Raw genomic sequence first — 23869 nt, forward strand, 5'->3', positions numbered from 1 at the left:
TTCTCGCGCCCGCGACGCGCGCGCTGCCCGACCACTACGCGTTCGCCGACAATCCGTTCGTCGACGACGCCGTCGATGCGATCCTGATCACCGAGAAGGATGCAGTAAAATTGGGCGCTTCCTGGCGCGACGCCCGACTGTGGGTGGTCCCCGTCGAAGCCGCGCTCGACCCTCGCCTCATTGCCCTCGTTGTGGAGAAACTCCGTGGACGCTCGCCTGCTTGAAATCCTTGTGTGCCCTATCTGCAAAGGCCCGCTCCACTATGACCGTGCCGCGCAGGAGCTGATCTGCAACGCGGACAAGCTCGCCTACCCGATCCGCGACGGCATCCCCGTGATGCTGGTCGACGAGGCGCGCCAGACCGTCGAAGGCACGCCGGTCGACCCGGCCGGCCGCTAAGCCGCCCGCCCCGCCCCTCGTAGCGGCCCGTCCGCGGCGAGGGCGCCGAACCCGCCGGGCGGCCCGCACCCGACGCGCCGCCCGCTCCGTTCTTCTCACCGTCCTCCCCGATGACTCAACCCTTCATCGCCGTCATTCCCGCCCGGCTCGCGTCGACGCGGCTCCCGAACAAGCCGCTCGCCGATCTCGGCGGCAAGCCGATGGTCGTGCGCGTCGCCGAACGCGCGCGCGAAGCGGGCGCGCAGCAGGTGCTGGTCGCGTCCGACGCGCAGAGCGTGCTCGATGCGGCCCGCGATCACGGTTTCGAAGCGGTGCTGACGCGCGCCGACCATCCGTCCGGCACCGACCGGCTCGCGGAAGTCGCGGCGACGTTCGGGTGGAGCGACGACACCGTCGTCGTCAACGTGCAGGGTGACGAGCCGCTGATCGACCCGGTACTCGTGCGCGACGTAGCGTCGCACCTCGCCGCGCATCCGGCCTGCGCGATTGCGACGGCGGCCCACCCGATCCACGACGCGGCCGACGTGTTCAACCCGAACGTGGTGAAGGTCGCGCTCGACGCGCAGAGCGTCGCGCTGTACTTCTCGCGCGCGCCGATTCCGTGGAGCCGGGACGCGTACCAGCCGCACTGGCCCGACGTCGCGGCCATGCCAGCACCGGCCTTCCCGGTCTACCGGCACATCGGCCTCTATGCGTATCGCGCGCGTTTCCTGCGCACCTATCCGACATTGGCGCAGGCGCCGATCGAGCAGGCCGAGCAGCTCGAGCAGCTGCGCGCGCTCTGGCACGGCGAGCGCATCGCAGTGCTCATCACCGAGTCCGCACCGGAAGCCGGCATCGACACGCCGGCCGATCTCGCACGCGTGCAGGCCCTTTTTCAGCCGTCATCAAAATAACCCGTGGCATAATCAGGCGATTGTGCGAGCCGTCCGCGACCAGCGCGTCCTCGCTTGACCCCGCCCGCGGCCCTGCCGGCAGCCGCGCGTCGCCCAACCCGACGCGCCGCATCAGACCGGTCCGCCACGCGCCAGGCAAGCCCCGCGCACACCGTCGCCGGCGCTTTTTTCGTCTCGCCACACGAATCTACATACTGGAGATATCACCATGCGTTTGATCCTGTTGGGCGCGCCCGGCGCGGGAAAGGGCACCCAGGCAAACTTCATCAAGGAAAAATTCGGCATCCCGCAAATCTCGACGGGCGACATGCTGCGCGCGGCCGTGAAGGCCGGCACGCCGCTCGGCGTCGAGGCGAAGGGCTACATGGACGCGGGCAAGCTCGTGCCGGACGCGCTGATCATCGGCCTCGTCAAGGAGCGCCTGAAGGAATCGGACTGCGCGAACGGCTATCTGTTCGACGGTTTCCCGCGCACGATCGCGCAGGCTGACGCGATGAAGGAAGCCGGCGTCGCGATCGACTACGTGCTCGAGATCGACGTGCCGTTCTCGGAAATCATCGAGCGCATGAGCGGCCGCCGCACGCACCCGGCATCGGGCCGCACGTACCACGTCAAGTTCAACCCGCCGAAGGTCGAAGGCCATGACGACGTGACGGGCGAGCCGCTGATCCAGCGCGACGACGACAAGGAAGAAACCGTCAAGAAGCGTCTCGAAGTGTACGAAGCGCAGACCAAGCCGCTGATCACGTACTACGGCGACTGGGCGCAGCGCGGCGAGGAAAACGGCCTGAAGGCACCGCAGTACCGCAAGATCTCGGGCCTCGGCAGCGTCGAGGAAATCCGCGAGCGCGCGTTTGGCGCACTGAAGTAAGCAGCGCATCGCGCACCCGCAAGCCGCCCTTTCCGGGCGGCTTTTTTTTGCCCGGCCGGAATTGGCACGACCGTTCTGGTCCCGCTGTCGCGCGAGCGTGCCCCGTACAATCGGTCGGGTGCGGGCGCTCGCGTGACCCGGGCGCCGGCATTTCAACCCATCGCGCGGCATTGAACCAGGCAACCGCTTGGCGCGGAACCGCAACCCGCGCCGAAGCGCCGATAGCGGTGACCACATTGGACGGCCGCGCCCTGAGCGCTGAAGCGCCACAGGCGCTCAACAACGGAGACAGTCATGGAAATTCGCGGCAACGTGTTTCTGATCACGGGCGGCGCATCGGGCCTCGGCGCCGGCACCGCGCGGATGCTCGCGCAGGCAGGCGGCACGGTCGTGCTCGCCGACCTGAACGACGCGGCGGGCACCGCGCTCGCGACCGAACTGGGCGGCCGCTTCGTGCACTGCGACGTGTCGAGCGAAGCCGACGCGCAGGCGGCCGTCAGCGCGGCGACGCAAGCCGGCACGCTGCGCGGCCTCGTGAACTGCGCGGGCATCGCGCCCGCCGCGAAGACCGTCGGCAAGGACGGCGCGCATCCGCTCGACGTGTTCGCGAAGACGATCAATGTGAACCTCGTCGGCACGTTCAACATGATCCGGCTCGCGGCCGCCGCGATGGCGGCCACCGCGCCGACCGCGGACGGCGAGCGCGGCGTGATCGTCAGCACCGCGTCGGTCGCCGCGTTCGACGGGCAGATCGGCCAGGCCGCGTACGCGGCGTCGAAAGCCGGCGTCGCGGGCATGACGCTGCCGATCGCGCGCGACCTGTCGCGCAGCGGCATCCGCGTGATGACGATCGCGCCCGGCCTGTTCGAGACGCCGATGCTGCTCGGCATGCCGCAGGACGTGCAGGACGCGCTCGGCGCGATGGTGCCGTTCCCGCCGCGGCTCGGCAAACCGGCCGAATACGCGCTGCTGGTGCGCCAGATCATCGAGAATCCGATGCTCAACGGCGAGGTGATCCGCCTCGACGGCGCGATCCGGATGCAGCCGAAATAGGCACAAAAAAACGCCCGCGATGCGGGCGTCCTTTCATTCAGGGTTCCGGCGGCGTGGCGGCGGCTCAGTCCTCGCCGTCGCGCTGCATCCGCTGCCGCAATTCGGTCACCTGCGACTCGACGACGGTGGCGTCGTCCGCGTCCGGCCGCTCGCCGAGATACAGTTCGAGATCCTCGAGCGCGGGCCGCAGGTAATCGAGCCGCGCATACGCGAACCCGCGGTCGCGGACTTCGTCGAGGTGCTCGGGCAACAGGATCACGAGCCGCTGCTGCACCGCGAGCAGCCGCTGCCAGCGTTCCGTCTGAAGATAGATCGTCTTCAGGTTGCGCAGCATCCGCGCGATGATCTCGCGGCTCGTCGCCGGCTGCAGCAGCGCGCGCAACGCGCTGTCGACCGCGCCGGCCGCCCGCGCGACGTACGGCTCGAGCATCTCGACCATCTCGGCTTCGGACAGCGAATGGCCGTTGGCCGGATCGATGATCAGGTCGCCGTCCGGCAGCGTGACGCGCAGCAGGAAGTGGCCGGGGAACGACACGCCGCGCGCCGGCACGCCGATCTGCTCGGCGAGCTCCAGGTACAGCACCGACAGCGAGATCGGGATCCCGCGCCGCCGCTTCAGCACGGCGTTCAAGTGGCTGTTATCGGGGTCGTAGTAGTCGTTGTGATTGCACGCGAAGCCGAGCTCGCGGAAGAAGAAATCGTTCAGCGCGGCGACGCGGCCCTTCAGGTCCGCATCGTCCGTGAGCCGCCGGCGCAACCGCGCCGCCAGCATGTCGAGTTCGGCCAGCGTGCCCTGCAGGTCGAGGTCGGGATACGCGTCCTGCGCCAGCGACAGCGCCGCTTCCGTGACGGGCAGACTGTCGTCGTCTGCCACGAGCGTGCTGAAGTAGTCGAGGACGCGGGTCATTGCGGTCGTCACTTGGCGCGCCTTCTGAAATAAGCGTATTTGAAGCCCATCACCCACAACATACCGAAATATAGTGCAGCGAACAGCACGAGGCACGCGGCCATCAGCGCGATGCGATCGAGCGGCTGCGTACGCATCCCGGTCCAGTCGAAGCTGATCGACAGCCAGTGCATCAGGCCGGCGAGCACGAGCGCCGCGCCGATCAGCTGCACGAAGAAGCGCAGCCAGCCCGGCGACGGCTGGTAGATGCCGCGCTTGCGCAGCCCGATGAACAGCAGCAGCGAGTTCAGGCACGCGCCGACGCCGATGCTCAGCGTCAGGCCCGCGTGGCCGATCAGCGGCACGAACACGTAGTTCGAGATCTGCGTGACGATCAGCACGCCGATCGCGATCTTCACGGGCGTCTTGATGTCCTGCTTCGCATAGAAGCCCGGCGCGAGGATCTTGATCAGGATGATGCCGACGAGGCCGATCCCGTAAGTCGCCAGCGCGCGCGCGACCATCGTGACGGTGTGCGCGTCGAACTTGCCGTAGTTGAACAGGGTCGCGGTGAGCGGTGTCGCGAAGAAGAACAGCGCGAGCGCACTCGGCGCCGCGAGCAGGAACGTGACGCGCAGGCCCCAGTCGAGCAGCGCCGAATACTCGTGCGAATCGGCATCGACGTGCGCCTTCGACAGGCTCGGCAGCAGGATCGTGCCGAGCGCGACGCCCAGCAGCGCCGTCGGGAATTCCATCAGGCGGTCGGCGTAGTTGATCCACGACACGGCGCCCTGCCCGAGCCGCGACGCGATGTTGGTGTTGATGATCAGCGACAGTTGCGCGACCGACACCGCGAACGTCGCGGGCACCATCTTCGCGAGCACGCGCTTCACGCCCGGGTGGCGCAGCGCGCGCAGCGGGTTGAGGCCGATCAGCGGCACCATGTCGATCTTCTTCAGGCCCGGCAGCTGCACGAGGAACTGCAGCACGCCGCCGACGATGACGGCCCATGCGAGCGCGAACACCGGCACCTTCAGGTGCGGCGCGACGAACACCGCCGCGGCGATGAACGCGACGTTGAGCAGCACCGGCGCGAACGCGGGCAGCGAGAAGCTCTTGTACGTGTTCAGCACGCCGGAGGCGAGCGTCGTCAGCGAGATGAACACGATGTACGGGAACATGATCTGCGTCATCGTGACGGCGAGCGGGAACGCCTGCCCGTCGGTGTGCAGACCGGACGCGACGGCGAACACGACCCACGATGCGCCGGCGATCCCGACCACCGACAGCACGGCAAGCGCCCACGCCAGCACGGTGGACATCGCGTCGACGAGCGCTTTCGTCGCGTCATGCCCCTGCTGGTTCTTGAACTCGGCGAGGATCGGCACGAACGCCTGCGAGAACGCGCCTTCGGCAGACAGGCGGCGCAGCAGGTTCGGGATACGGAAGGCGACGTAGAACGCGTCGGTGTATTGACTGGCGCCGAACGCACGGGCGATCAGCGTCTCGCGGGCCAGTCCGGTCACGCGCGACAGCAGCGTGAAGCCGCTGACCGTCAGCAGGGCTCGGAATAGATTCATGGGGCGCTTATTATACGGACGTTGCGTGGCCCGGCCAGCGGCCGATGCCGAAAAGCGCGCACGCGTTCGGCGCCGTCCTCGGCGGGTGTCACGTTGAACTTGCCACGCGCTTGATTTCGTTGCTATAATCGCCGGTTTCTAGGCTCGTACATGCACGGCAACTGCCGTTTTCATGTCCCTGCCTCGGTTAAAATCACCGTTTTTTATGCGCCCCTGGGCAATCGCTCTCAGGGGACGGATCGAAAAGCAGCGCTTGGCCGTCTAGGCTCCAAGCTCTGGAAACAGGACAGGATAAGGAACCGTCATGGCTAACTCCGCACAAGCACGCAAGCGCGCCCGCCAGGCCGCGAAGGCAAATTCGCACAACTCGGCGCTGCGCTCGAAATTCCGTACCGCGATCAAGGCTGTTCGCAAGGCTGTCGACGCCGGCGATCAAGCAAAGGCTGCAGAGCTGTTCAAGTCTGCCGTCAAGACGATCGACACGATCGCCGACAAGAAGATCGTTCACAAGAACAAGGCCGCTCGCAGCAAGAGCCGCCTGGCCGCAGCCGTCAAGGGTCTGCAGGCAGCAGCGTAAATCCGGTGCGCCCGCTCACGCGGGCGTTCCTGTTTCCTGCGATCGCAAAAAAGCCCGCCTAGGCGGGCTTTTTGTCGCCCGTCGCCAGCGCATCCTGCTGGCCGGTGACAGTTGCCACGAGGGCGGGCGCGGCAAGCGCCCTCGCCCGCGCCGGCATCACTTCTTCGCGTCGTAGTCCGGCAGTTCGCACGCCTCGGTCACGACGAGATTGTTGTCCTTCGCGAAATTCAGCACGAAATCGAACGCCATCGGCTCGACGTCGCGCAGCCGGGAATCGAGGATCACGCATTTCAGGTCGCCGAGCATCGTCGGACGCACGTAGAGCGAATACTGGAGACGCGCGTTCCGCCCGCTCGCCCCCGGCCCGAAGCAGGCCATCACACCGGCCAGACGTTCCGACCAGTCGCTCGGGCGAAACTTTTTCCCGTCTTTCGTGATGCCCTGAATGAAGAATTCGGTCGGAGGGGTTTCAGCCATGTGGTTACCCAAGTGACGGCCCGGCGATGTCCAGGCAACGGCGCCTGGATACGCGAACACAAAGCTGAAACGGACGGCGGCACAAGCATTCCGATATCCCGAAAACGGGACGTCGGTGCGCGCCACCGGCGGACTGCACCGGATTTGTGCAGCGCACGGCTTGTGTCCGGCAGAGCGCGAGGAGGCTTGCCTGCCGGGCTGGAGAAAACTTTTGAATTATACCGCAGCGCGCCATCGCGCGCCGTCCCGACACCCCTCCTGCTGCATCGCTTGCCGCGCGCGGCGATCGTGCCCCGCTTCTCTCCGCGGCTCGTCAAAGCACAGAAAATCCTTTATGCTGCTTTGAGTTATCCACACCCGACGGCGGCGCCGTCCGGCCTTGCTGCCGGGTGCAACCCGCCGTATTTCGCTTCATGACCACCAAAACCATTCGTCACTACCTGCAGTTCAAGGATTTCTCGCTGGAAGACTACGAGTACGTGCTCGAACGCACGGGTATCCTGAAGCGCAAGTTCAAGAACTACGAGACCTATCACCCGCTGCACGACCGCACGCTCGCGATGATCTTCGAGAAGAGTTCGACGCGCACGCGCCTGTCGTTCGAAGCCGGGATCTTCCAGCTCGGCGGCCACGCCGTCTTCATGAGCACGCGCGACACGCAGCTCGGCCGCGGCGAACCCGTCGAGGATTCCGCGCAGGTCATCTCGCGGATGGTCGACATCATCATGATCCGCACGTTCGAGCAGGACGTCATCAAGCGCTTCGCGGACAATTCCCGCGTGCCGGTGATCAACGGCCTGACGAACGAGTACCACCCGTGCCAGGTGCTCGCCGACATCTTCACGTACTACGAGCACCGCGGCCCGATCGCCGGCAAGACCGTTGCCTGGGTCGGCGATGCGAACAACATGCTCTACACGTGGATCGAAGCCGCGCAGATCCTCGGCTTCAAGCTGCGCCTGTCCACGCCGCCCGGCTACGCGCTCGACATGAAGCTCGTGTCGCCCGACAGCGCGCCGTTCTACGAAGTGTTCGACGATCCGAACGAAGCATGCAAGGGCGCCGACCTCGTCACCACCGACGTGTGGACGAGCATGGGCTTCGAGGCCGAGAACGAGGCCCGCAAGCAGGCGTTCGCCGACTGGTGCGTCGACGAGGAAATGATGGGGCACGCGAACCCGGACGCCCTCTTCATGCACTGCCTGCCCGCGCACCGCGGCGAGGAAGTGACGGCCGGCGTGATCGACGGCCCGCAGAGCGTCGTGTGGGATGAAGCGGAAAACCGCCTGCACGTGCAGAAGGCGCTGATGGAATTCCTGCTGCTCGGCCGCCTCAAGCACTGACGCGCCGGCAACCCGCCAGCTCATGAAAAAAGCGCCGATCGACGATCGGCGCTTTTTGTTTGGGCGCGGGAAAAGCGGTGCTGAACCCGCGTTACAGGCAGACCGGTTCGGGCTCGAGTTCGACGCCGAAACGGGCGCGCACGTCGGCCTGGATCGCCTGCGCCAGCGCGAGCACGTCGGCCCCCGTCGCGCCGCCGCGATTGACGAGCACGAGCGCCTGGCGGTCGTGCACGGCCGCCGCGCCCAGCGCGCGCCCCTTCCAGCCGCAGCGGTCGATCAGCCAGCCGGCCGCGAGCTTGACCTGCCCGTCCGGCTGCGGATACGACACGACTTCCGGCGCGCGGGCGCGCAGCGCATCGAACTGCGCGGCATCGATCACCGGATTCTTGAAGAAACTGCCCGCGTTGCCGAGGACGAGCGGATCGGGCAGCTTCGCGCGGCGGATCGCGACGACCGCGTCGAACACGTCGCGCGCCGTGGCCGCATCGGGTGCAATGCCTCGGGCGTCGAGTTCGCGCGTGACGTCCGCGTAGCCGAGCCGCGGCGCCCACTGCTTCGGCAACCGGAACGTCACCGACACGATCGCGAACCGGCCGCGCCCTTCCCGCTTGAAGAAGCTGTCGCGATAGCCGAACGCGCAGCGCGCGGCGTCGAAACGCTCGCTGCGCCCCGTCGCCAGCTCGACCGCGACCAGCGAGTCGAAATACGCCTTCATCTCGAGGCCATATGCGCCGATGTTCTGGATCGGCGCGGCGCCGACGGTGCCCGGAATCAGCGCAAGGTTCTCGAGGCCCGCCATCCCGTGCTCGAGCGTCCACGCGACGAATGCGTGCCAGTTCTCGCCGCCGCCGGCCTCGACGTACCACGCGTCGTCGTCCTCGCGCACGACGCGGCGGCCCGCGATCTCGTCGAGCAGCACGACGCCGTCGAAGTCGCGCGTGAACACGACGTTGCTACCGCCGCCGAGCACGAGTTGCGGCAGGTTCGCGACGCGCGGGTCGCGATGGAGCGCCTCGAACTGCGACGCATGCGTGATGCGCGCGGCAAAGCGCGCGGTCGCGGCGATGCCGAACGTGTTGTGCGCGGCGAGCGGATAGTCGGAAAGCAGCGACAGGGCGGAATCGTCAGAAGGCATCGGCATTCGCGGTCACGTTCGCCCGGGCGGCGCATGGCCGGCCTTGGGCAAACGGAGGGGCATCGGTAAAATGGCAAACAGTCCGCAATTATAGCGAGTGCCCGCGCGCGAGCCGGGTGCCCGCATCTCAAGGGAGGAATGCCATGCCATCGTTCGACGTCGTTTCCGAAGCGAACATGATCGAAGTGAAGAACGCCATCGAGCAGTCGAACAAGGAAATTTCGACGCGCTTCGACTTCAAGGGCTCCGACGCGCGCGTCGAGCAGAAGGAACGCGAGCTGACGCTGTTCGCCGATGACGATTTCAAGCTCGGCCAGGTCAAGGACGTGCTGATCGGCAAGCTGGCCAAGCGCAACGTCGACGTGCGCTTCCTCGACTACGGCAAGGTCGAGAAGATCGGCGGCGACAAGGTCAAGCAGATCGTCACCGTGAAGAAGGGCGTAACCGGCGATCTCGCGAAGAAGATCGTGCGCCTCGTGAAGGACAGCAAGATCAAGGTGCAGGCGAGCATCCAGGGCGACGCCGTGCGCGTGAACGGCACCAAGCGCGACGACCTGCAGAGCGTGATCGCGATGCTGCGCAAGGACGTGACCGACACGCCGCTCGACTTCAACAACTTCCGCGACTGATCGCGGGGCGATCCGTCACGCCATCCCGCCGGGCCCGCACACGCGGCGCGCCCGGCTGCGGCCAGGTGCCGCACTTTCTCAGGCTTTCCCGCCGTCCTGCGCGCCGCCGTCCGCGGCCGCCTTCTTCTTGTCGCCGATCCGGCTCTCCTGCCCCGCGAGCAGCTTCGCAATGTTGCCGCGGTGACGCCACACGAGCAGCACGCTCATCGCCAGCACGGCCCATGCGACCGGGTTGTGGCTCGTGCCGAACAGGAACACGTCGAACACCGGCGCGAACACGGCCGCCACCAGCGCCGCGAGCGACGAATAGCGGAAGAAGAACGCGATGATCAGCCAGGTCAGCGCGGTCGCGAGCCCGAGCACCGGGTGCACCGCGAGCAGCACACCGGCCGCGGTCGCGACGCCCTTGCCGCCCTGGAAGCGGAAGAACACCGGATACAGGTGGCCGAGGAACACGGCGATCGCGACCCATGCGACCGCGACGTCCGGCAGGCCGAAGCGCCGGGCGAGCCAGACGGCAATCCAGCCCTTGAATGCATCGCCGACGAGCGTCAGGATCGCGGCTTTCTTGTTGCCGCTGCGCAGCACGTTGGTCGCGCCGGGATTCTTCGACCCGTACGAACGCGGGTCGGCCAGGCCCATCGCGCCACTGACGACGACGGCGAATGACACCGAACCGATCAGGTAGGCAACGAGGGCGGCGAGCAGGATCTGCATGCGGAGGACTCTTCTTTCAACGTATCGGTAAAGGGACGGCTGCGCGCGGCACGCCGAAACGGCGCCCATTCTACCGAACGCGCGCCGCCTGCCACGAAGGTGAAACCCTCAGTCGACACTGGCGCACTGCACGGGCTGCGCGCCGAGCAGTGACGTAAGCACGGCCGGCGCGAGGCTGACGAGGTAGCCGCGACGCCCGCCGTTCAGGTAGATCGTCGGCAGCTCGAGGATGGTCGCCTCGACGTAGACGGGCATCGCCTTGCGCGTGCCGAACGGCGACGTGCCGCCGACGAGATAGCCCGAATGGCGGTTCGCGACCTCGGGCTTGCACGGCTCGACGCGCTTCGCGCCGATCTGCCGCGCGAGGTTCTTCGTCGACACGGTGCGGTCGCCGTGCATCAGGACGATCAGCGGCTTCGCGTGTTCATCTTCCATCACGAGCGTCTTCACGACGCTGTGCTCGTCGACGCCCAGCTGGCGCGCCGATTCGCCGGTGCCGCCGTGCTCGACGTAGTCGTACGGATGCTCGCCGAACGCAACGCCGTGGCGGCGCAGCAACTGGGTCGCGGGGGTTTCGGACACATGCCTGGATTTGCTCATGGCGGCATTTTAAGGGTGAACGACCGGCGCGCGCGCGATCACGCCCTCGCGCCCCCACCGACGGTATACTCGCGGCCCGTTTTTCGCCGGGCGGCCTGCTGCGGCGCCGCAACGATTCCGTCCATCATCATTGCGGACATCGCGAAGCGCTATTGCCCGAATGGCCGATTGTGGCGCGCCCGCGGTCATGGCACGATCGTTCGCCAACCTCGTCAGCCGCCGCCCGCCCTTCTTCTGGAGACGCCATGTCCTCGTCCCTCCGTTCATCCGAGCCGCTCGACGTCGACGCACTGCTCGCCGCGCTGCCTCGCCGCATCGCCGACGTGCCCGCACGCTGGGCCGCGCAGGCGCCCGCGCATCCGGCGCTGATCGAGGACGCGCGCCGCCTGTCGTATGGCGACCTGTCGCAGGCCGTCGATGCAGCCGCCGCGCTGCTCGCCGACCTCGGCGTGCAAGGCGGCGACCGCGTGATGATCGTCGCCGAAAACTGCGTCGCGCAGATCGTGCTGCTGTTCGCGGCCGCCCGCCTCGACGCGTGGGCGCTCGTGTCGAACGCGCGGTTGTCCGCCGGCGAGCTCGACGCGATCGCCGCGCACGCGCGGCCGAAGCTGATTGCGTTCACCACCGACGCCTCGCCCGACGCGCGCACGCATGCCGAACGGCACGGTGCGACACCCGCCGGCACGCTGCCGGTCGACATCGGTGCGTGGTCGTACCACGTCGACGCGAGCGCGCCGGGCGAACCGGTCGCCGCCGACGGTGCCGCGCAATGCGCGGCGCTGATCTACACGACCGGCACGACCGGCACGCCGAAGGGCGTGATGCTGTCGCATCGTAACCTGCTGTTCATCGCGGCGACGTCGAGCACGCTGCGCCGCGTGTCGCCCGACGACGTCGTCTACACGGTGCTGCCCGTGTCGCACGTGTACGGGCTCGCGTCGGTCTGCCTCGGCAGCCTGTACGCGGGCGCGACGCTGCGGCTCGCGCCGCGCTTCTCGCCGGAAGCCGTGCGCGTCGCGCTCGCCGACGAAGGCGTCACGATCTTCCAGGGCGTGCCCGCGATGCACGCGAAGCTGCTCGAACACCTGCACACGCACGGCCACGCATGGCGCGCGCCACGCCTGCGCTTCGCGTATTCGGGCGGCTCGCCGCTCGACGCGAACCTGAAGGCGCGCGTCGAGCGCCTGTACGGCGTGCCGCTGCACAACGGCTACGGGATGACCGAAAGCAGCCCGACGATCACGCAGACGCCGCTCGACGCCCCGCGCACCGACAGCTCGGTCGGCGTGCCGATTCCCGGCGTGGAGATGCGGATCGTCGCGCCGGACGGCACCGACGTGCCGCCGGGCGAAGTCGGCGAGATTCGCGTGCGCGGGCCGAACGTGATGCTCGGCTACTACCGCAACGCGGACGCCACGCACGCGGCCGTGTCGCCGGACGGCTGGCTGAGCACCGGCGATCTCGCGCGGCAGGAGACGGACGGTGCGGTAACGATCGCGGGCCGCAGCAAGGAACTGATCATCCGGTCGGGCTTCAACGTCTATCCGGTCGCAGTCGAGCAGGTGCTGAACGCGCATCCGGACGTCGTGCAGGCGGCCGTCATCGGCCGCGCGGTCGAAGGCAACGAGGAAGTGCTCGCGTTCGTCGAACTAGTGCCCGGCGCGACGGCCGACGAAGCGGCGTTGCACGCCTGGTGTGCGGAGCGGCTCGCGCCTTACAAACGCCCCGCACACATCCGCGTACTCGACGCGCTGCCGGCCGCATCGACGGGCAAGGTGCTGAAGCACAAGCTGCGCGAGCTGGTCTGACGCGCGCGGGCCGGTGCGTGCGACTCGGCCTGCTCCGCACCGGATGCGCTAACCGCGCGGGTGGTGTTGCGCATGCAGCGTCTTCAAGCGCTCGCGTGCAACGTGCGTATAGATCTGCGTGGTCGAGATATCGCTGTGGCCGAGCAGCAGTTGCACGACGCGCAGGTCGGCGCCATGGTTCAGCAGGTGCGTCGCGAACGCGTGCCGCAGCGTATGCGGCGACAGGTGCGCGCGCACGTCCGCGTGCTGTGCGTGGCGCTTGATGATGTTCCAGAACTGCTGGCGCGTCATCCCGTCGCCGCGCGCGGTCACGAACAGCGCGTCGGCCGCGCGCGCACCGAGCAGCGCCGGCCGCGCCTCGCGCAGGTAGCGCTCGATCCACCCTTGCGCGACTTCGCCGAACGGCACGAGCCGCTCCTTCGAGCCCTTGCCCATCACGCGCACGACGCCCTCGTTGAGCCCGACCTCGACGGTCTTCAACGTCACGAGCTCGCTCACGCGCAGCCCGCTCGCATACATCAGCTCGAGCATCGTACGATCGCGCAGGCCGAGCGGCGTGCCGATGTCGGGCGCACCGAGCAACGCCTCGACCTGCGCCTCCGACAACGTCGACGGAAACCGGGCCGCCTGCTTCGCGGACGTGATCCGCAGCGTCGGGTCGGCGCTCGTGCGATGCTCGCGCACGGCCCAGCCGTAATAGCGCCGGAACACGGACAGCCGCCGGTTCGACGACGTCGCCTTGCCGTCGCTGCGCGCGGCGATGTAGCCCGTCACCATCGCTTCATCGACCGCATCGAGCGACGCGTCGTGCGTCTCGGCCAGCCATTGTGAAAACAGCACCAGATCGCGCCGGTACGCATCGAGCGTGTTGCGCGCCAGCCCGTGCTCGAGCCACAGCGCATCGCAAAACACGTCGATCGACGCGCGGCTCGCGAGCAGCGCGGGGGACACCTCGACGGCATCACCGTCGACTTCGGGGGACATCAGCGATTCACTCATCAGTACGGCACGCCTTCGTGCGCCAGCAGCCAGCGCTTCACTTTCTGGTAATAACCGTTGTCGTCGTGGTTCGCGAAGCCGCCGAGTCCGCCCGCCGCGACGACGCGATGGCACGGGATCACGAGCGGGAAGTAGTTCGCGCCGCATGCCTGGCCCACCGCGCGCGGCGCGCTGCCGATCCGCTTCGCGACCTGGCCGTAGGTCAGCACCGTGCCGGGCGGAATATCGCTGATCACGTCCCACACGCGGTGCTGGAACGCGCTGCCGACTTCGGCGAGCGGCAGGTCGAAGCGCGCCGACGCGCGCTCGAAATAACGTTCGATCTGCTTGACCGCACGCTGCGCGAGCGGCGAATCCGAATCGACCGACTTCACCGATTCGGGCAGATAGACGATCTCGCGCACCACCGCGGCATCCGTGCGGATGCCGACCTTGCCGAACGGCGCGTCGATGACTGCATTGAACATGGCCCTCTCCTGACCGATGGATGCGCGCGGCACCACCGCGCGCCGACGACACTTTACGCCGCCTTCACGCGGCACGCAGCGCCCATTCGACATGCTCGCGCACGACCGGCGACGGGTCGTCGGCCCGCGCGCGCAACGCGGCGACGATCGCGTCGCGCGCCTGCGGCGTGAGCCGGCCCGCGTCCGCGCGCAGCGCATTGCCGAGCCCGACCGCGAGATTGCGCAGCCAGCTTTCGTAGCCGATGCGCCGGATCGCACTGCCCTGCATCCGCGTATCGAATGCGTCCGCGTCCCATGCAAACAGCTCGACGAGTGTCGCGCGATCGAGGCCGTGCCGCACGTCGAAATCGGCGACGGGCGCGGCCTGCGCGAACTTGTTCCACGGGCACACGAGCTGGCAGTCGTCGCAACCGTACACGCGATTGCCGATCATCGGCCGCAGCGGCTCGGGGATGCTGCCTTTCAGTTCGATCGTCAGATACGAGATACAGCGGCGCGCGTCGACGCGGTACGGCTCGACGATCGCACCGGTCGGGCAGGCGTCGATGCAGCGCGTGCAGCTGCCGCAGTGCGCGCCGGGCGTCTCGGGCGCGGTGTCGGGGGACGTGTGCGCATCGGTCGGCAGCGGAACGTCGACGTAGATCTCGCCGAGGAAGAACAGCGAGCCCGCATCGCGCTGCAGCAGCAGCGTGTGCTTGCCGCGCCAGCCGACGCCGGCCTTCTGCGCGAGCTCGACCTCGAGCACGGGCGCCGAATCGGTGAACACGCGGTAGCCGAACGCGCCGATCTCCTGCTCGATGCGCTCGGCGAGCGTCTGCAGGCGGTTGCGCAGCACCTTGTGATAGTCGCGGCCGCGTGCGTAGATCGACACGACGGCCGCCTGCGGATCGTCGAGCCGCGCCCGTTCGCGCGCACGCCAGTCGTGCAGCGCGAGCGCACCTGGCTCGCTTTCAGCCGCGTCGGCGGCGAGCGTTTCGGCCGGCAGATAGGCGAGCCGGGCGGAGATCACGCGTCGCGTACCGGCCACAAGTTCGGCCGGACGCGCGCGTTTCATCCCATGTTTCGCCATATAATCCATTTCGCCGTGGTATCCGGCTTCCAGCCAGGCGGCGAGGCCTGCTTCGGCATCCGAGAGATCGGTATCGCTGATGCCGATCGCCCCGAAACCCAATTCGCGCCCCCACGCCCTGATGCGCGCGGCGAGCGCAGTCAACGCCGCATCGTCGAGCGCGCACGGTGCCGCACCTTCGGCACGAGTCGAAGGTCTGTCGGATGCGGCGAGTTCCGGTAATCGGTTCATCGCACTATTTTACGAGAATGCCAGCCACGCCCAGCCATCCGCCTCACGACGCCATGCTGCCCGCCCCGCTCGCGGAGCGCGTGATCGCGCTCGCCGACGAAGCGGCGACCGAGGCCTTCGGCACCCGCTTCGCGCACGCGCTCGACGCGGCGCGCACCGAGCTTGCCCGCGCGCATGCGTTCGACGGGCTGCAGATCCAGCTGGTCGGCGATCTCGGCGCGGGCAAGACGTCCCTCGTCCGCGCGATCCTGCGTGGCCTCGGCCACACGGGGCGCGTGCGCAGCCCGACCTATACGCTCGTCGAGCCGTACGCGCTCGAACGCGACGATGGGGAACTCGAGGTCTATCACTTCGATCTGTATCGTTTCAACGATCCGGCCGAATGGTCCGACGCAGGCTTTCGCGAATATTTCAATTCCAGCGCGATCTGCCTCGTCGAATGGCCACAACAGGCAGGCACGCTGCTCGGCGTACCCGATCTGGTTTTCTCGCTCGACGTGGACGGCGACGGCCGCGCCCTCACCGTCCGGGCGTACAGCGCTTCAGGAAAGGCATGTCTCGAAAGATGTTGATCAAACCGTTCCGCTCGATCGAATCGGCGGCCACCGCGACGCACAACTGGCGGCGCCGCCAGATCCTGTGCGCGGGCGCGTCGACGCTGGTGCTCGGTCTCGTCGCACCGCGGCTCGCGCGCGCGTCGTCGGTGCTCGGCGTGCGTGTGTGGCCCGCACGCGACTACACGCGCGTCACGATCGAATCCGACCAGCCGCTGCAGAATAGCCAACAGCTGCTGCAGGGTCCCGACCGTCTCGTCGTCGACCTGACCGGCCTCGACCTCGACCAGGCGCTGCGCGACCTCGTGTCGAAGATCGCGCCGAACGATCCGCAGATCCAGTCGGTGCGCGTCGGCCAGTATCAGCCGCACGTCGTGCGGATGGTGTTCGACCTGAAAGGTTCGGTGAAGCCGCAGGTGTTCACGCTGCCGCCGGTCGGCACCTACAAGTACCGGCTCGTGTTCGACCTGTATCCGGCCGTCGCGCCCGATCCGCTGTCCGACCTGATCGCGCAGACGGAACGCAAGGAGCAGGCGCTCAACGACACCGCGCGCGCGCAGCAGATGCAGCCGCCGACCACGCTGGCCGGCCCGGGTACCCCGCCGCCCGCCGCGGGTGACAACAGCGACGCGTTCTTCCAGCGCTTCGCGCAGAACACGCCGGCCACGCCGCACACGCCGCCCGCCACGCCTTCGACGCCCGCGAAGCCGGCCGTCAAGCCGCCGCCCGTCATCGCACGCCGCGACGACAGCGACGACGATGGCGACACCTACAAGTTCACCGCGCCGAAATCCGGCAAGGGCAGCACCGTTCGCCTGCTGACGGTGGCGATCGATCCGGGCCACGGCGGCGAGGATCCGGGCGCGATCGGCGGCGGCGGCACGTACGAGAAGCACATCGCGCTCGACATCGCGAAGAAGCTGCGCGCGAAGATCGACGGCGCGCCGAACATGCGCGCGATGATGACGCGCGACGCCGACTTCTTCGTGCCGCTGAACGTGCGCGTGCAGAAAGCGCGCCGCGTGGGCGCCGACCTGTTCGTGTCGATCCACGCCGATGCATTCACGACGCCGTCCGCGCGCGGCTCGTCGGTGTTCGCGCTGTCCGACCACGGCGCGACGAGCGCCGCGGCGCGCTGGATGGCGAACAAGGAGAACTCGTCCGACCTGATCGGCGGCATCAACATCAAGACGGCGGATGCGGCCGTGAACCGCGCGCTGTTCGACATGTCGACGACCGCGCAGATCCGCGATTCGCTGCGCTACGGCAACTACGTGCTGAAGGAAGTGGGCGGCATCAACAAGCTGCACAAGGGCTCGGTCGAGCAGGCCGGGTTCGCGGTGCTGAAGGCGCCCGACATTCCGTCGATCCTCGTCGAGACGGCCTTCATCAGCAACCCGGAAGAAGAGAGCCGGCTGAACGACGACGGCTATCGCGACCAGATGGCCGACGCGATCTTCCGCGGCATCAAGCGCTATTTCGCCGCGAATCCGCCGCTCGCGAAGAGCCGGATGGCCTGACGGCCGTACCCGGCCACCCCGCCCCGCCGCCGGCACGCAGTGCGTGCCGGCGCGTCACGACGCCGCGAAGCGGCGCATCAGTTTCCCGCCGAACACGTTCACCGCGAGCCCGCCCATCACGAGCGCGGTGCCGATCAGCTGCGTGCGCGTCAGATGCTCGTCGAGCAGCAGCGCCGACGACGCGAGGCCCACGATCGGCACCAGCAGCGAGAACTGCGCGACCTGCGCGGCCGGATAGCGCGACAGCAGGCGGCTCCACAGTCCGTAGCCGAGCAGCGTCGCGACGAACGCGAGATAGACGACCGCGAAGATCGACGCACCGTTCAGCCCGGCGAGCGCGGTCGCGATCCGCTGCGGCCCTTCGAACCACAGCGACAGCAGGAAGAACGGCACGGGCGGCACGAGGCTGGCCCACACGACGAGCGACACGAGGTTCGCACGGCCGACCTTCTTCGTGACGATGTTGCCGAACGCCCACATCGCGGCCGAGCAGATCGTCAGCAGGAAGCCCGCGAGCGTCATCGCGCGGCCGCCCTGCGCCGCGATCACGACGAGCCCGCCCGCGGCGATCGCGAGCCCGAGCAGGTTCTGCATGCGCAGCCGCTCGCCGAGGAACAGCATCGCGAACACGAGCGTGAAGAATGCCTGCGACTGCAGCACGAGCGACGCGAGGCCGGCCGGCATGCCGACGTACATGCCGGTGAACAGGAACACGAACTGGCCGAGCTGGATCGTCGCGCCGTACAGCACCAGCAGGCGCCATGGAATCTGCGGCCGGCGCACGAAGAACACCGCGGGCACGGCCGCGAGCGTGAAACGCAGCGCGCCGAGCAGCATCGGCGGCATGCCGTGCAGGCCGACCTTGATCACGACGAAGTTCACGCCCCACGCCAGGATCACGACCAGCGCAAGCAGCAAGTCCTTCGGGGCCATCATCGGCGTCTCCTCGATTGTCGAATGGTCGTGCACGGTGCGCTCAGGCCCTGTCGCTTTGCGCCGGGTGCCCCGAGAGGACTGCCTTCGAGGCGGAAAACCCGACGCGGCCCGGTGTTTTCCTCTGGGAAGCCGGTCAGTCTACCGGGTTTCGGCCCCCGGCCCGATACCCGCGCGGCGCACATGGAATCGGCGGCGGAGGCCAGTACAATGACCGGCATCCCCCGCCGCCCCACAGGATCCGCCATGACCGCTCCGATCAAAGCCCTGCTGAAGCCGCACGTGCGCGACATCGGCAACCTGCAGGTGCGCCGCACGCTGCCCGCGCTCGCCGCCCGCCTCGTCGGCCCGTTCATCTTCTTCGATCACATGGGGCCCGCCGCGCTGCCGCCCGGCACGGGCCTCGACGTACGCCCGCACCCGCATATCGGCCTCGCCACCGTCACCTACCTGTTCGACGGCGCGATCCTGCACCGCGACAGCCTCGGCTCGCTGCAGGAGATCGTGCCGGGCGACGTGAACTGGATGACGGCCGGCCGCGGGATCGTTCACTCCGAACGCACGCCCGACGCGCAGCGCGAACACGGCCACACCGTGCACGGGATCCAGACCTGGGTCGCGCTGCCGCGCGCGCACGAGACGACCGAGCCGTCGTTCGAGCACCATGCGGCCGACACGTTGCCGAAGCGCAACGAGGACGGCGTCGCGCTGACGGTGATCGCCGGCGATGCGTTCGGGCTGCGCTCGCCGGTCACGACGTTCTCGCGCACGCTGTACGTCGCGGCCGAATTCGCGGCCGGCGGCCGCCTCGCACTCGACGCGTCGCACGAGGAGCGCGCGGTCTACGTGGTCGACGGCGAGCTCGCGATCGACGGCACGCCGGTGCCGGCCGAGCAGATGGCCGTGCTCACGCCCGGCGCCGCGGTCACGCTGACGAGCGGCAGCGGCGCGCGTGCGATGCTGCTCGGCGGCGACAAGATCGACGGCGAGCGCTTCATCGAATGGAATTTCGTCGCCAGCAGCCGCGAGGCGATCGAGCGCGCGAAACAAGCGTGGACGCGCCAGGAAATGGGCAAGGTGCCGGGCGAGACGGAGTGGATTCCGCTGCCCGAGTCGAAGGCGCGTTGAAAAAGGGGCGCGCCGCCCCCATCCTGACGACATTCGAACGGAAGAGAACGACATGGACACCACGCTTGCCACATTCGAGAAAGACGTCATCGAGGCGTCGCTGGACGCACCCGTGCTGGTCGACTTCTGGGCGCCGTGGTGCGGCCCCTGCAAGACGCTCGGCCCGCTGCTGGAAAAGCTCGAAGGCGACTATGAAGGCCGCTGGAAGCTCGTGAAGGTCAACGTCGACGAGAACCAGGAACTCGCCGCGCACTTCCAGACGCGCAGCATCCCGCACGTGATCGCGTTCGCCGACGGGCGCCCGGTCGACCAGTTCGTCGGCGTGCTGCCCGAAGGCCAGCTGCGCGCCTTCCTCGACCGGCTCCTGCCGGCGCCCGAGGAAGCCGAACGGCGTGCCGCGCAGTATGCGATGGCCGAGGCGCGCTACGACGACGCGCTCACGCACCTCGAGGCGGCGCTCGCGCTGAACCCGGGCTTCGACGACGCCCGCCTCGATCTGATCGAACTGCTGCTCGCGAACAACCAGGTCGACGCCGCACGCGCCGAGACCGAACGCCTGTCGCCGCAGACCGTGCAGAACGGCGATCCGCGCTACCAGGCGATCAAGACCCGTTTCGACGCGCTCGACGCGACGGCCGACCTGCCGCCGACCGACGCGCTCGAAGCGCGCATCGCGGCGAACCCGGCCGACCTCGACGCGCGCTTCGACCTCGCGCAGAGCCTGATCGCGCGGCGCGCGTACGAAGGCGCGGTGGAGCAGTTGCTGGAAATCGTCACGCGCGACCGCGCGTACGGCGACGATCTCGGCCGCCGCACGCTGATCTCGGTGTTCGAGCTGGCCGGCGATCGCCCGGACCTCGTCGCCGGGTGGCGGCGCAGGCTGAGCATGGCGCTCAACTGAACGGATGGATGACCGTCCGGGCCGCAACGGCCCGGCTGCGGGGTCGCCCCGCTTGACGGCCGACGGCGCGCGTCACGCGCCGCCATGCCTCGACGACCGCGATTCGCAGCGGCTCAGCCGGCGGCCTGCGCCGCGATCGCGCGCAGCGCATGCGCGGCGGCCGCGAAGCCGAAGCTCGCGGTCACGCACACGCTCGAACCGAACCCGGCACAGTTGAGCCCCGCGACGTGCGCGGCCGCGGACGGCTCGGCGCCGTCCTCGAGGTCGCAGGCGGCCGCTTCCGGATAGATCAGCGGCTCGTCCGAATACACGGCGCTGACCTTGAAACGTGCCTTCGGCCCGCGCGGAAAGCCGTGCTGCTTGCGCAACTGCGCGCGCACCTTCGACAGCAGCGGATCCTGGATCGTCAGCGCGAGATCGTCGATCCGGATGCGCGTCGGGTCGAGCTGTCCGCCCGCGCCGCCGACCACCACGAGCGGCTGGCGCTTCGCGACGCACCACGCGATCAGCGCGACCTTCGTGCGCACGCTGTCGATCGCGTCGATCACGTAGTCGAAGCCGCCGCCGAGCAGCGCGTCGAAGTTGTCGGGCTCGACGAAATCCTCGATCCGGTTCACGCGGCACGCGGGATCGATCAGCGCGATCCGCTCGGCCATCGCGTCGACTTTCGGCTTGCCGTAATTGCCGTCGAGCGCGTGGATCTGCCGGTTCGTATTGCTTTCGGCGACGTTGTCGAGATCGATCAGCGTCAGCGTGCCGACCGCGTTGCGCGCGAGCGCCTCGGCCACCCACGAGCCGACGCCGCCGATCCCGATCACCGCGACGTGCGCGCGCTCGAACGCGGCGGCGGCCGGCGCGCCGTACAGGCGCGCCACGCCGCCGAAACGCCGCGCGCGATCCACGTCAAGCTGGATTTCCGGGGTCGGGGTAAGATCAGAGGAACTGGGCGGGGCAGCGTCGGCGACGGACATGGCAGCAAGGAAAACGTAAGTCGTGCAGCCCTCTATTTTGCCTGAACTCCCCGCTCGCACGCGCCACTGTGCACGCACGTTTCTTGCGCGTTGGCTACAATGGTTCCAGATTGAAGCGTTTGCATAACATGACGACTCTCGCCGATCTCCGCATCAATTACTCACGTGCTTCGCTCGACGAGGCCGACGTCGCCCACGACCCCTTCGCCCAGTTCGACCGCTGGTTCAAGGAGGCGCTCGCCGCCAAGCTGCCCGAGCCGAACACGATGACGCTCGCGACCGTCGGCGCCGACGGCCGGCCGTCGGCACGCATCGTGCTCATCAAGGGCGTCGACGAACGCGGGTTCGTCTTCTTCACCAATTACGAAAGCCGCAAGGGGCGCGATCTTGCCGCGCACCCGCAGGCCGCGCTGCTGTTCTACTGGATCGAGCTCGAGCGCCAGGTGCGCATCGAAGGCCGGATCGAGAAAACCAGCGCAGAAGAAAGTGACCGCTATTTCGCGTCGCGCCCGCTCGGCTCGCGCATCGGCGCATGGGCGTCGGAACAGAGCGCGGTGATCGACAGCCGCGCGACGCTCGAAGCACAGGAAAAGGCCGTCAGCGAACGCTACGGCGACAACCCGCCGCGCCCGCCGCACTGGGGCGGCTACCGCCTCGTGCCCGACTCGATCGAGTTCTGGCAGGGCCGCCCGTCGCGGCTGCACGACCGCCTGCTCTATACGCGCGACGCCGGTACGCCGACGGGCTGGTCGATTTCGCGCCTGTCGCCGTAAGCGCGGCGCCGGCGCACGCCGGTCGTGTCTCGTGTTGCATTCGGGCGCCCGCCTCGCAAGCGGCGGGCGCCGGTCAAGATACTTGGCTGTATTCGATTCAACGAACAAACGGAGAATCCAAATGTTCTGGGAAAAGAAGCTGGCACAGTGGGCGGACGAAGTACGGGCGAAAGCGAACATACCGGCGCGCCTCGTGCTGTGGAACGGCGATCAACTCGATTTCGGCACCTTCAGCGCGCCGCAGGTCACGCTGAAGGTCAACAGCGCGTCGGCGTTGCCGCTCCTGCTCGAACCGAGCCTCGACAATCTCGGCGAGGCGTACGTGAAGGGCAAGATCGACATCGAAGGCAAGCTGTCGGACATCATCAACATCGGCTACTCGCTCGCGCGCAGCACGGTGACGAGCGCGAGCAAGCTGGCGCGCGTGAAGCGCTACTTCAATCACTCGAAGAGCACCGACAAGAAGGCGATCCAGTATCACTACGACGTCTCGAACGAGTTCTACCAGCTGTGGCTCGACGAGAACATGGTGTACTCGTGTGCGTACTTCGAGAACGGCGACGAGGATCTCGCCACCGCGCAGATCAAGAAGATCGACCACATCCTCACGAAGATCCGGCTCCAGCCCGGCCAGCGCCTGCTCGACATCGGCTGCGGCTGGGGTGCGCTCGTGCTGCGCGCCGCGCAGAAGTTCGGCGCGCAGTGCCTCGGCGTCACGCTGTCGCAGAACCAGTTCGACCTCGCGACCGCGCGCGTGAAGGCCGCCGGGCTGGAAGACAAAATCGAGATCCGGCTGCAGGACTACCGCGAGATCGACGGGCAATTCGATCGCATCACGAGCGTCGGGATGTTCGAGCACGTCGGGCGCAAGAACCTGCCGCTCTATTTCTCGCGAATCCATGACCTGCTTGCCGACGACGGCATCGCAATGAACCACGGGATCACGTCGACCGACGCGGAAAGCGGCGAGACGGCACTCGGCGGCGGCGAGTTCATCGATCGCTACGTGTTCCCGGACGGCGAGCTGCCGCACATCAGCCTCGCGCTGGAAGCCGCGCAGCGCGGCGGGCTCGAAGCGATTGACGTCGAAAGCCTGCGCCGGCACTATGCCCGCACGCTCGATATCTGGACGGAAAACTTCGAGGCGAAGGCCGACGCCGCGCGACAACTCGTCGACGACGAAAAATTCCGCATCTGGCGCGTGTACCTCGCCGGCTGCGCGTATGCGTTCGAGCACGACGACGTGTCGATCTTCCAGATCGTGTGCCGCAAGGCCGGGCAGAGCGCGAAAACGCTGCCGTGGTCGCGGCGCTATATGTACGAACACGCGCTGCCGCGCTAGGCGGCGCTTC

Annotated in this window: 26 protein-coding genes; 15 read left to right on the plus strand and 11 right to left on the minus strand. The window is 67.9% G+C overall.

What is annotated here, in order from left to right:
• The 5 genes from G3N98_RS22595 to G3N98_RS22615 all read left to right on the plus strand — a co-directional run.
• Nucleotides 1–224, plus strand: a 224-nt coding sequence (locus G3N98_RS22595; RefSeq protein ID WP_206149267.1) for a tetraacyldisaccharide 4'-kinase, incomplete at its 5' end; no start/stop codon positions are given.
• Nucleotides 205–399: a Trm112 family protein gene (locus G3N98_RS22600; protein WP_010090898.1), complete on the plus strand. Its 195-nt coding sequence runs from the start codon at nucleotides 205–207 to the stop codon at nucleotides 397–399. The genes G3N98_RS22595 and G3N98_RS22600, both read left to right, overlap by 20 nt.
• 110 nt (nucleotides 400–509) lie before the next feature.
• Nucleotides 510–1295, plus strand: coding sequence for a 3-deoxy-manno-octulosonate cytidylyltransferase (kdsB, locus tag G3N98_RS22605; protein WP_071334980.1), 786 nt, complete (start codon nucleotides 510–512; stop codon nucleotides 1293–1295).
• Between the two features lie 208 nt (nucleotides 1296–1503).
• Nucleotides 1504–2166, plus strand: a complete 663-nt coding sequence (gene adk, locus G3N98_RS22610) for an adenylate kinase (RefSeq protein WP_011352990.1) — start codon at nucleotides 1504–1506, stop codon at nucleotides 2164–2166.
• A gap of 294 nt (nucleotides 2167–2460) precedes the next feature.
• Nucleotides 2461–3219 carry an SDR family NAD(P)-dependent oxidoreductase gene (locus tag G3N98_RS22615; RefSeq protein ID WP_124580966.1) on the plus strand — a complete coding sequence of 253 codons (759 nt, stop codon included), beginning with the start codon at nucleotides 2461–2463 and terminating at the stop codon, nucleotides 3217–3219.
• Between the two features lie 64 nt (nucleotides 3220–3283).
• On the opposite strand, the gene G3N98_RS22620 is transcribed toward G3N98_RS22615, so the two are convergent.
• A complete protein-coding gene (locus G3N98_RS22620) occupies nucleotides 3284–4126 on the minus strand; it encodes a SirB1 family protein (RefSeq protein WP_089426643.1) in 843 nt (280 codons plus the stop codon).
• An 8-nt stretch (nucleotides 4127–4134) separates the two neighbouring features.
• Nucleotides 4135–5685, minus strand: coding sequence for a murein biosynthesis integral membrane protein MurJ (gene murJ / locus G3N98_RS22625; protein WP_046544567.1), 1551 nt, complete (start codon nucleotides 5683–5685; stop codon nucleotides 4135–4137).
• Between the two features lie 304 nt (nucleotides 5686–5989).
• Here murJ and rpsT point away from each other — a divergent pair, with 304 nt between their 5' ends.
• The gene (gene rpsT, locus G3N98_RS22630) at nucleotides 5990–6262 is read left to right on the plus strand and encodes a 30S ribosomal protein S20 (RefSeq protein WP_039368270.1); all 273 of its coding nucleotides are present in this window, start codon (nucleotides 5990–5992) and stop codon (nucleotides 6260–6262) included.
• Nucleotides 6263–6418: 156 nt separating this feature from the next.
• Here the strand turns inward: rpsT and G3N98_RS22635 are convergent, their stop codons facing one another.
• Nucleotides 6419–6739 (minus strand): DUF3579 domain-containing protein, encoded by a 321-nt coding sequence (locus G3N98_RS22635; protein WP_089426173.1) that lies wholly within the window; start codon nucleotides 6737–6739, stop codon nucleotides 6419–6421.
• Between the two features lie 413 nt (nucleotides 6740–7152).
• Here G3N98_RS22635 and argF point away from each other — a divergent pair, with 413 nt between their 5' ends.
• A complete protein-coding gene (argF, locus tag G3N98_RS22640) occupies nucleotides 7153–8082 on the plus strand; it encodes an ornithine carbamoyltransferase (RefSeq protein WP_089426174.1) in 930 nt (309 codons plus the stop codon).
• 91 nt (nucleotides 8083–8173) lie between these two features.
• On the opposite strand, the gene murB is transcribed toward argF, so the two are convergent.
• On the minus strand, nucleotides 8174–9223 hold the full coding sequence (gene murB / locus G3N98_RS22645; RefSeq protein ID WP_206149268.1) for a UDP-N-acetylmuramate dehydrogenase: 1050 nt from the start codon (nucleotides 9221–9223) through the stop codon (nucleotides 8174–8176).
• Nucleotides 9224–9360: 137 nt separating this feature from the next.
• Between murB and G3N98_RS22650 the strand changes: the two genes are divergently transcribed.
• Nucleotides 9361–9846: a YajQ family cyclic di-GMP-binding protein gene (locus G3N98_RS22650; protein ID WP_039368282.1), complete on the plus strand. Its 486-nt coding sequence runs from the start codon at nucleotides 9361–9363 to the stop codon at nucleotides 9844–9846.
• Nucleotides 9847–9924: 78 nt separating this feature from the next.
• On the opposite strand, the gene plsY is transcribed toward G3N98_RS22650, so the two are convergent.
• Nucleotides 9925–10563 carry a glycerol-3-phosphate 1-O-acyltransferase PlsY gene (gene plsY, locus G3N98_RS22655; RefSeq protein WP_206149269.1) on the minus strand — a complete coding sequence of 213 codons (639 nt, stop codon included), beginning with the start codon at nucleotides 10561–10563 and terminating at the stop codon, nucleotides 9925–9927.
• A 108-nt stretch (nucleotides 10564–10671) separates the two neighbouring features.
• On the minus strand, nucleotides 10672–11163 hold the full coding sequence (gene ybaK, locus G3N98_RS22660; RefSeq protein ID WP_011353000.1) for a Cys-tRNA(Pro) deacylase: 492 nt from the start codon (nucleotides 11161–11163) through the stop codon (nucleotides 10672–10674).
• A gap of 245 nt (nucleotides 11164–11408) precedes the next feature.
• Here ybaK and G3N98_RS22665 point away from each other — a divergent pair, with 245 nt between their 5' ends.
• Entirely contained in the window at nucleotides 11409–12971 is a 1563-nt protein-coding gene (locus tag G3N98_RS22665) for an AMP-binding protein (RefSeq protein WP_206149270.1), read from the plus strand.
• Between the two features lie 48 nt (nucleotides 12972–13019).
• Here the strand turns inward: G3N98_RS22665 and xerD are convergent, their stop codons facing one another.
• From xerD to queG, 3 genes are all read right to left on the minus strand, one after another.
• Entirely contained in the window at nucleotides 13020–13970 is a 951-nt protein-coding gene (gene xerD, locus G3N98_RS22670) for a site-specific tyrosine recombinase XerD (RefSeq protein WP_206149271.1), read from the minus strand.
• Entirely contained in the window at nucleotides 13970–14437 is a 468-nt protein-coding gene (locus tag G3N98_RS22675) for a methylated-DNA--[protein]-cysteine S-methyltransferase (protein WP_206149272.1), read from the minus strand. The genes xerD and G3N98_RS22675 overlap by 1 nt, the downstream gene beginning before the upstream one ends.
• A 64-nt stretch (nucleotides 14438–14501) precedes the next feature.
• Nucleotides 14502–15737, minus strand: a complete 1236-nt coding sequence (gene queG, locus G3N98_RS22680) for a tRNA epoxyqueuosine(34) reductase QueG (RefSeq protein WP_175237483.1) — start codon at nucleotides 15735–15737, stop codon at nucleotides 14502–14504.
• A gap of 17 nt (nucleotides 15738–15754) precedes the next feature.
• On the opposite strand from queG, the gene tsaE reads away from it, so the two are divergent.
• Together tsaE and G3N98_RS22690 are read left to right on the plus strand one after the other, a co-directional pair.
• Complete coding sequence (tsaE, locus tag G3N98_RS22685) at nucleotides 15755–16309, plus strand: tRNA (adenosine(37)-N6)-threonylcarbamoyltransferase complex ATPase subunit type 1 TsaE (RefSeq protein ID WP_089426181.1); 555 nt, start codon at nucleotides 15755–15757, stop codon at nucleotides 16307–16309.
• The gene (locus G3N98_RS22690) at nucleotides 16291–17811 is read left to right on the plus strand and encodes an N-acetylmuramoyl-L-alanine amidase (RefSeq protein ID WP_089473446.1); all 1521 of its coding nucleotides are present in this window, start codon (nucleotides 16291–16293) and stop codon (nucleotides 17809–17811) included. The genes tsaE and G3N98_RS22690 overlap by 19 nt, the downstream gene beginning before the upstream one ends.
• 54 nt (nucleotides 17812–17865) lie before the next feature.
• On the opposite strand, the gene G3N98_RS22695 is transcribed toward G3N98_RS22690, so the two are convergent.
• Nucleotides 17866–18744 carry an EamA family transporter gene (locus G3N98_RS22695; RefSeq protein ID WP_174951596.1) on the minus strand — a complete coding sequence of 293 codons (879 nt, stop codon included), beginning with the start codon at nucleotides 18742–18744 and terminating at the stop codon, nucleotides 17866–17868.
• 246 nt (nucleotides 18745–18990) lie between these two features.
• Here G3N98_RS22695 and G3N98_RS22700 point away from each other — a divergent pair, with 246 nt between their 5' ends.
• Both G3N98_RS22700 and trxA read left to right on the plus strand, forming a co-directional pair.
• A complete protein-coding gene (locus tag G3N98_RS22700; protein ID WP_206149273.1) occupies nucleotides 18991–19872 on the plus strand; it encodes a pirin family protein in 882 nt (293 codons plus the stop codon).
• Nucleotides 19873–19924: 52 nt separating this feature from the next.
• Entirely contained in the window at nucleotides 19925–20773 is an 849-nt protein-coding gene (trxA, locus tag G3N98_RS22705) for a thioredoxin (RefSeq protein WP_069248701.1), read from the plus strand.
• Nucleotides 20774–20886: 113 nt separating this feature from the next.
• Here the strand turns inward: trxA and G3N98_RS22710 are convergent, their stop codons facing one another.
• Nucleotides 20887–21744: a tRNA threonylcarbamoyladenosine dehydratase gene (locus G3N98_RS22710; protein WP_039368313.1), complete on the minus strand. Its 858-nt coding sequence runs from the start codon at nucleotides 21742–21744 to the stop codon at nucleotides 20887–20889.
• 128 nt (nucleotides 21745–21872) lie between these two features.
• On the opposite strand from G3N98_RS22710, the gene pdxH reads away from it, so the two are divergent.
• Nucleotides 21873–22517 (plus strand): pyridoxamine 5'-phosphate oxidase, encoded by a 645-nt coding sequence (gene pdxH, locus G3N98_RS22715; protein ID WP_206149274.1) that lies wholly within the window; start codon nucleotides 21873–21875, stop codon nucleotides 22515–22517.
• A 121-nt stretch (nucleotides 22518–22638) separates the two neighbouring features.
• Nucleotides 22639–23859, plus strand: a complete 1221-nt coding sequence (locus G3N98_RS22720) for a cyclopropane-fatty-acyl-phospholipid synthase family protein (RefSeq protein ID WP_089431619.1) — start codon at nucleotides 22639–22641, stop codon at nucleotides 23857–23859.
• The last annotated feature ends 10 nt before the right edge of the window (nucleotides 23860–23869 follow it).

This window comes from Burkholderia sp. Tr-20390, from assembly GCF_017104595.1.
Lineage (GTDB): Bacteria > Pseudomonadota > Gammaproteobacteria > Burkholderiales > Burkholderiaceae > Burkholderia.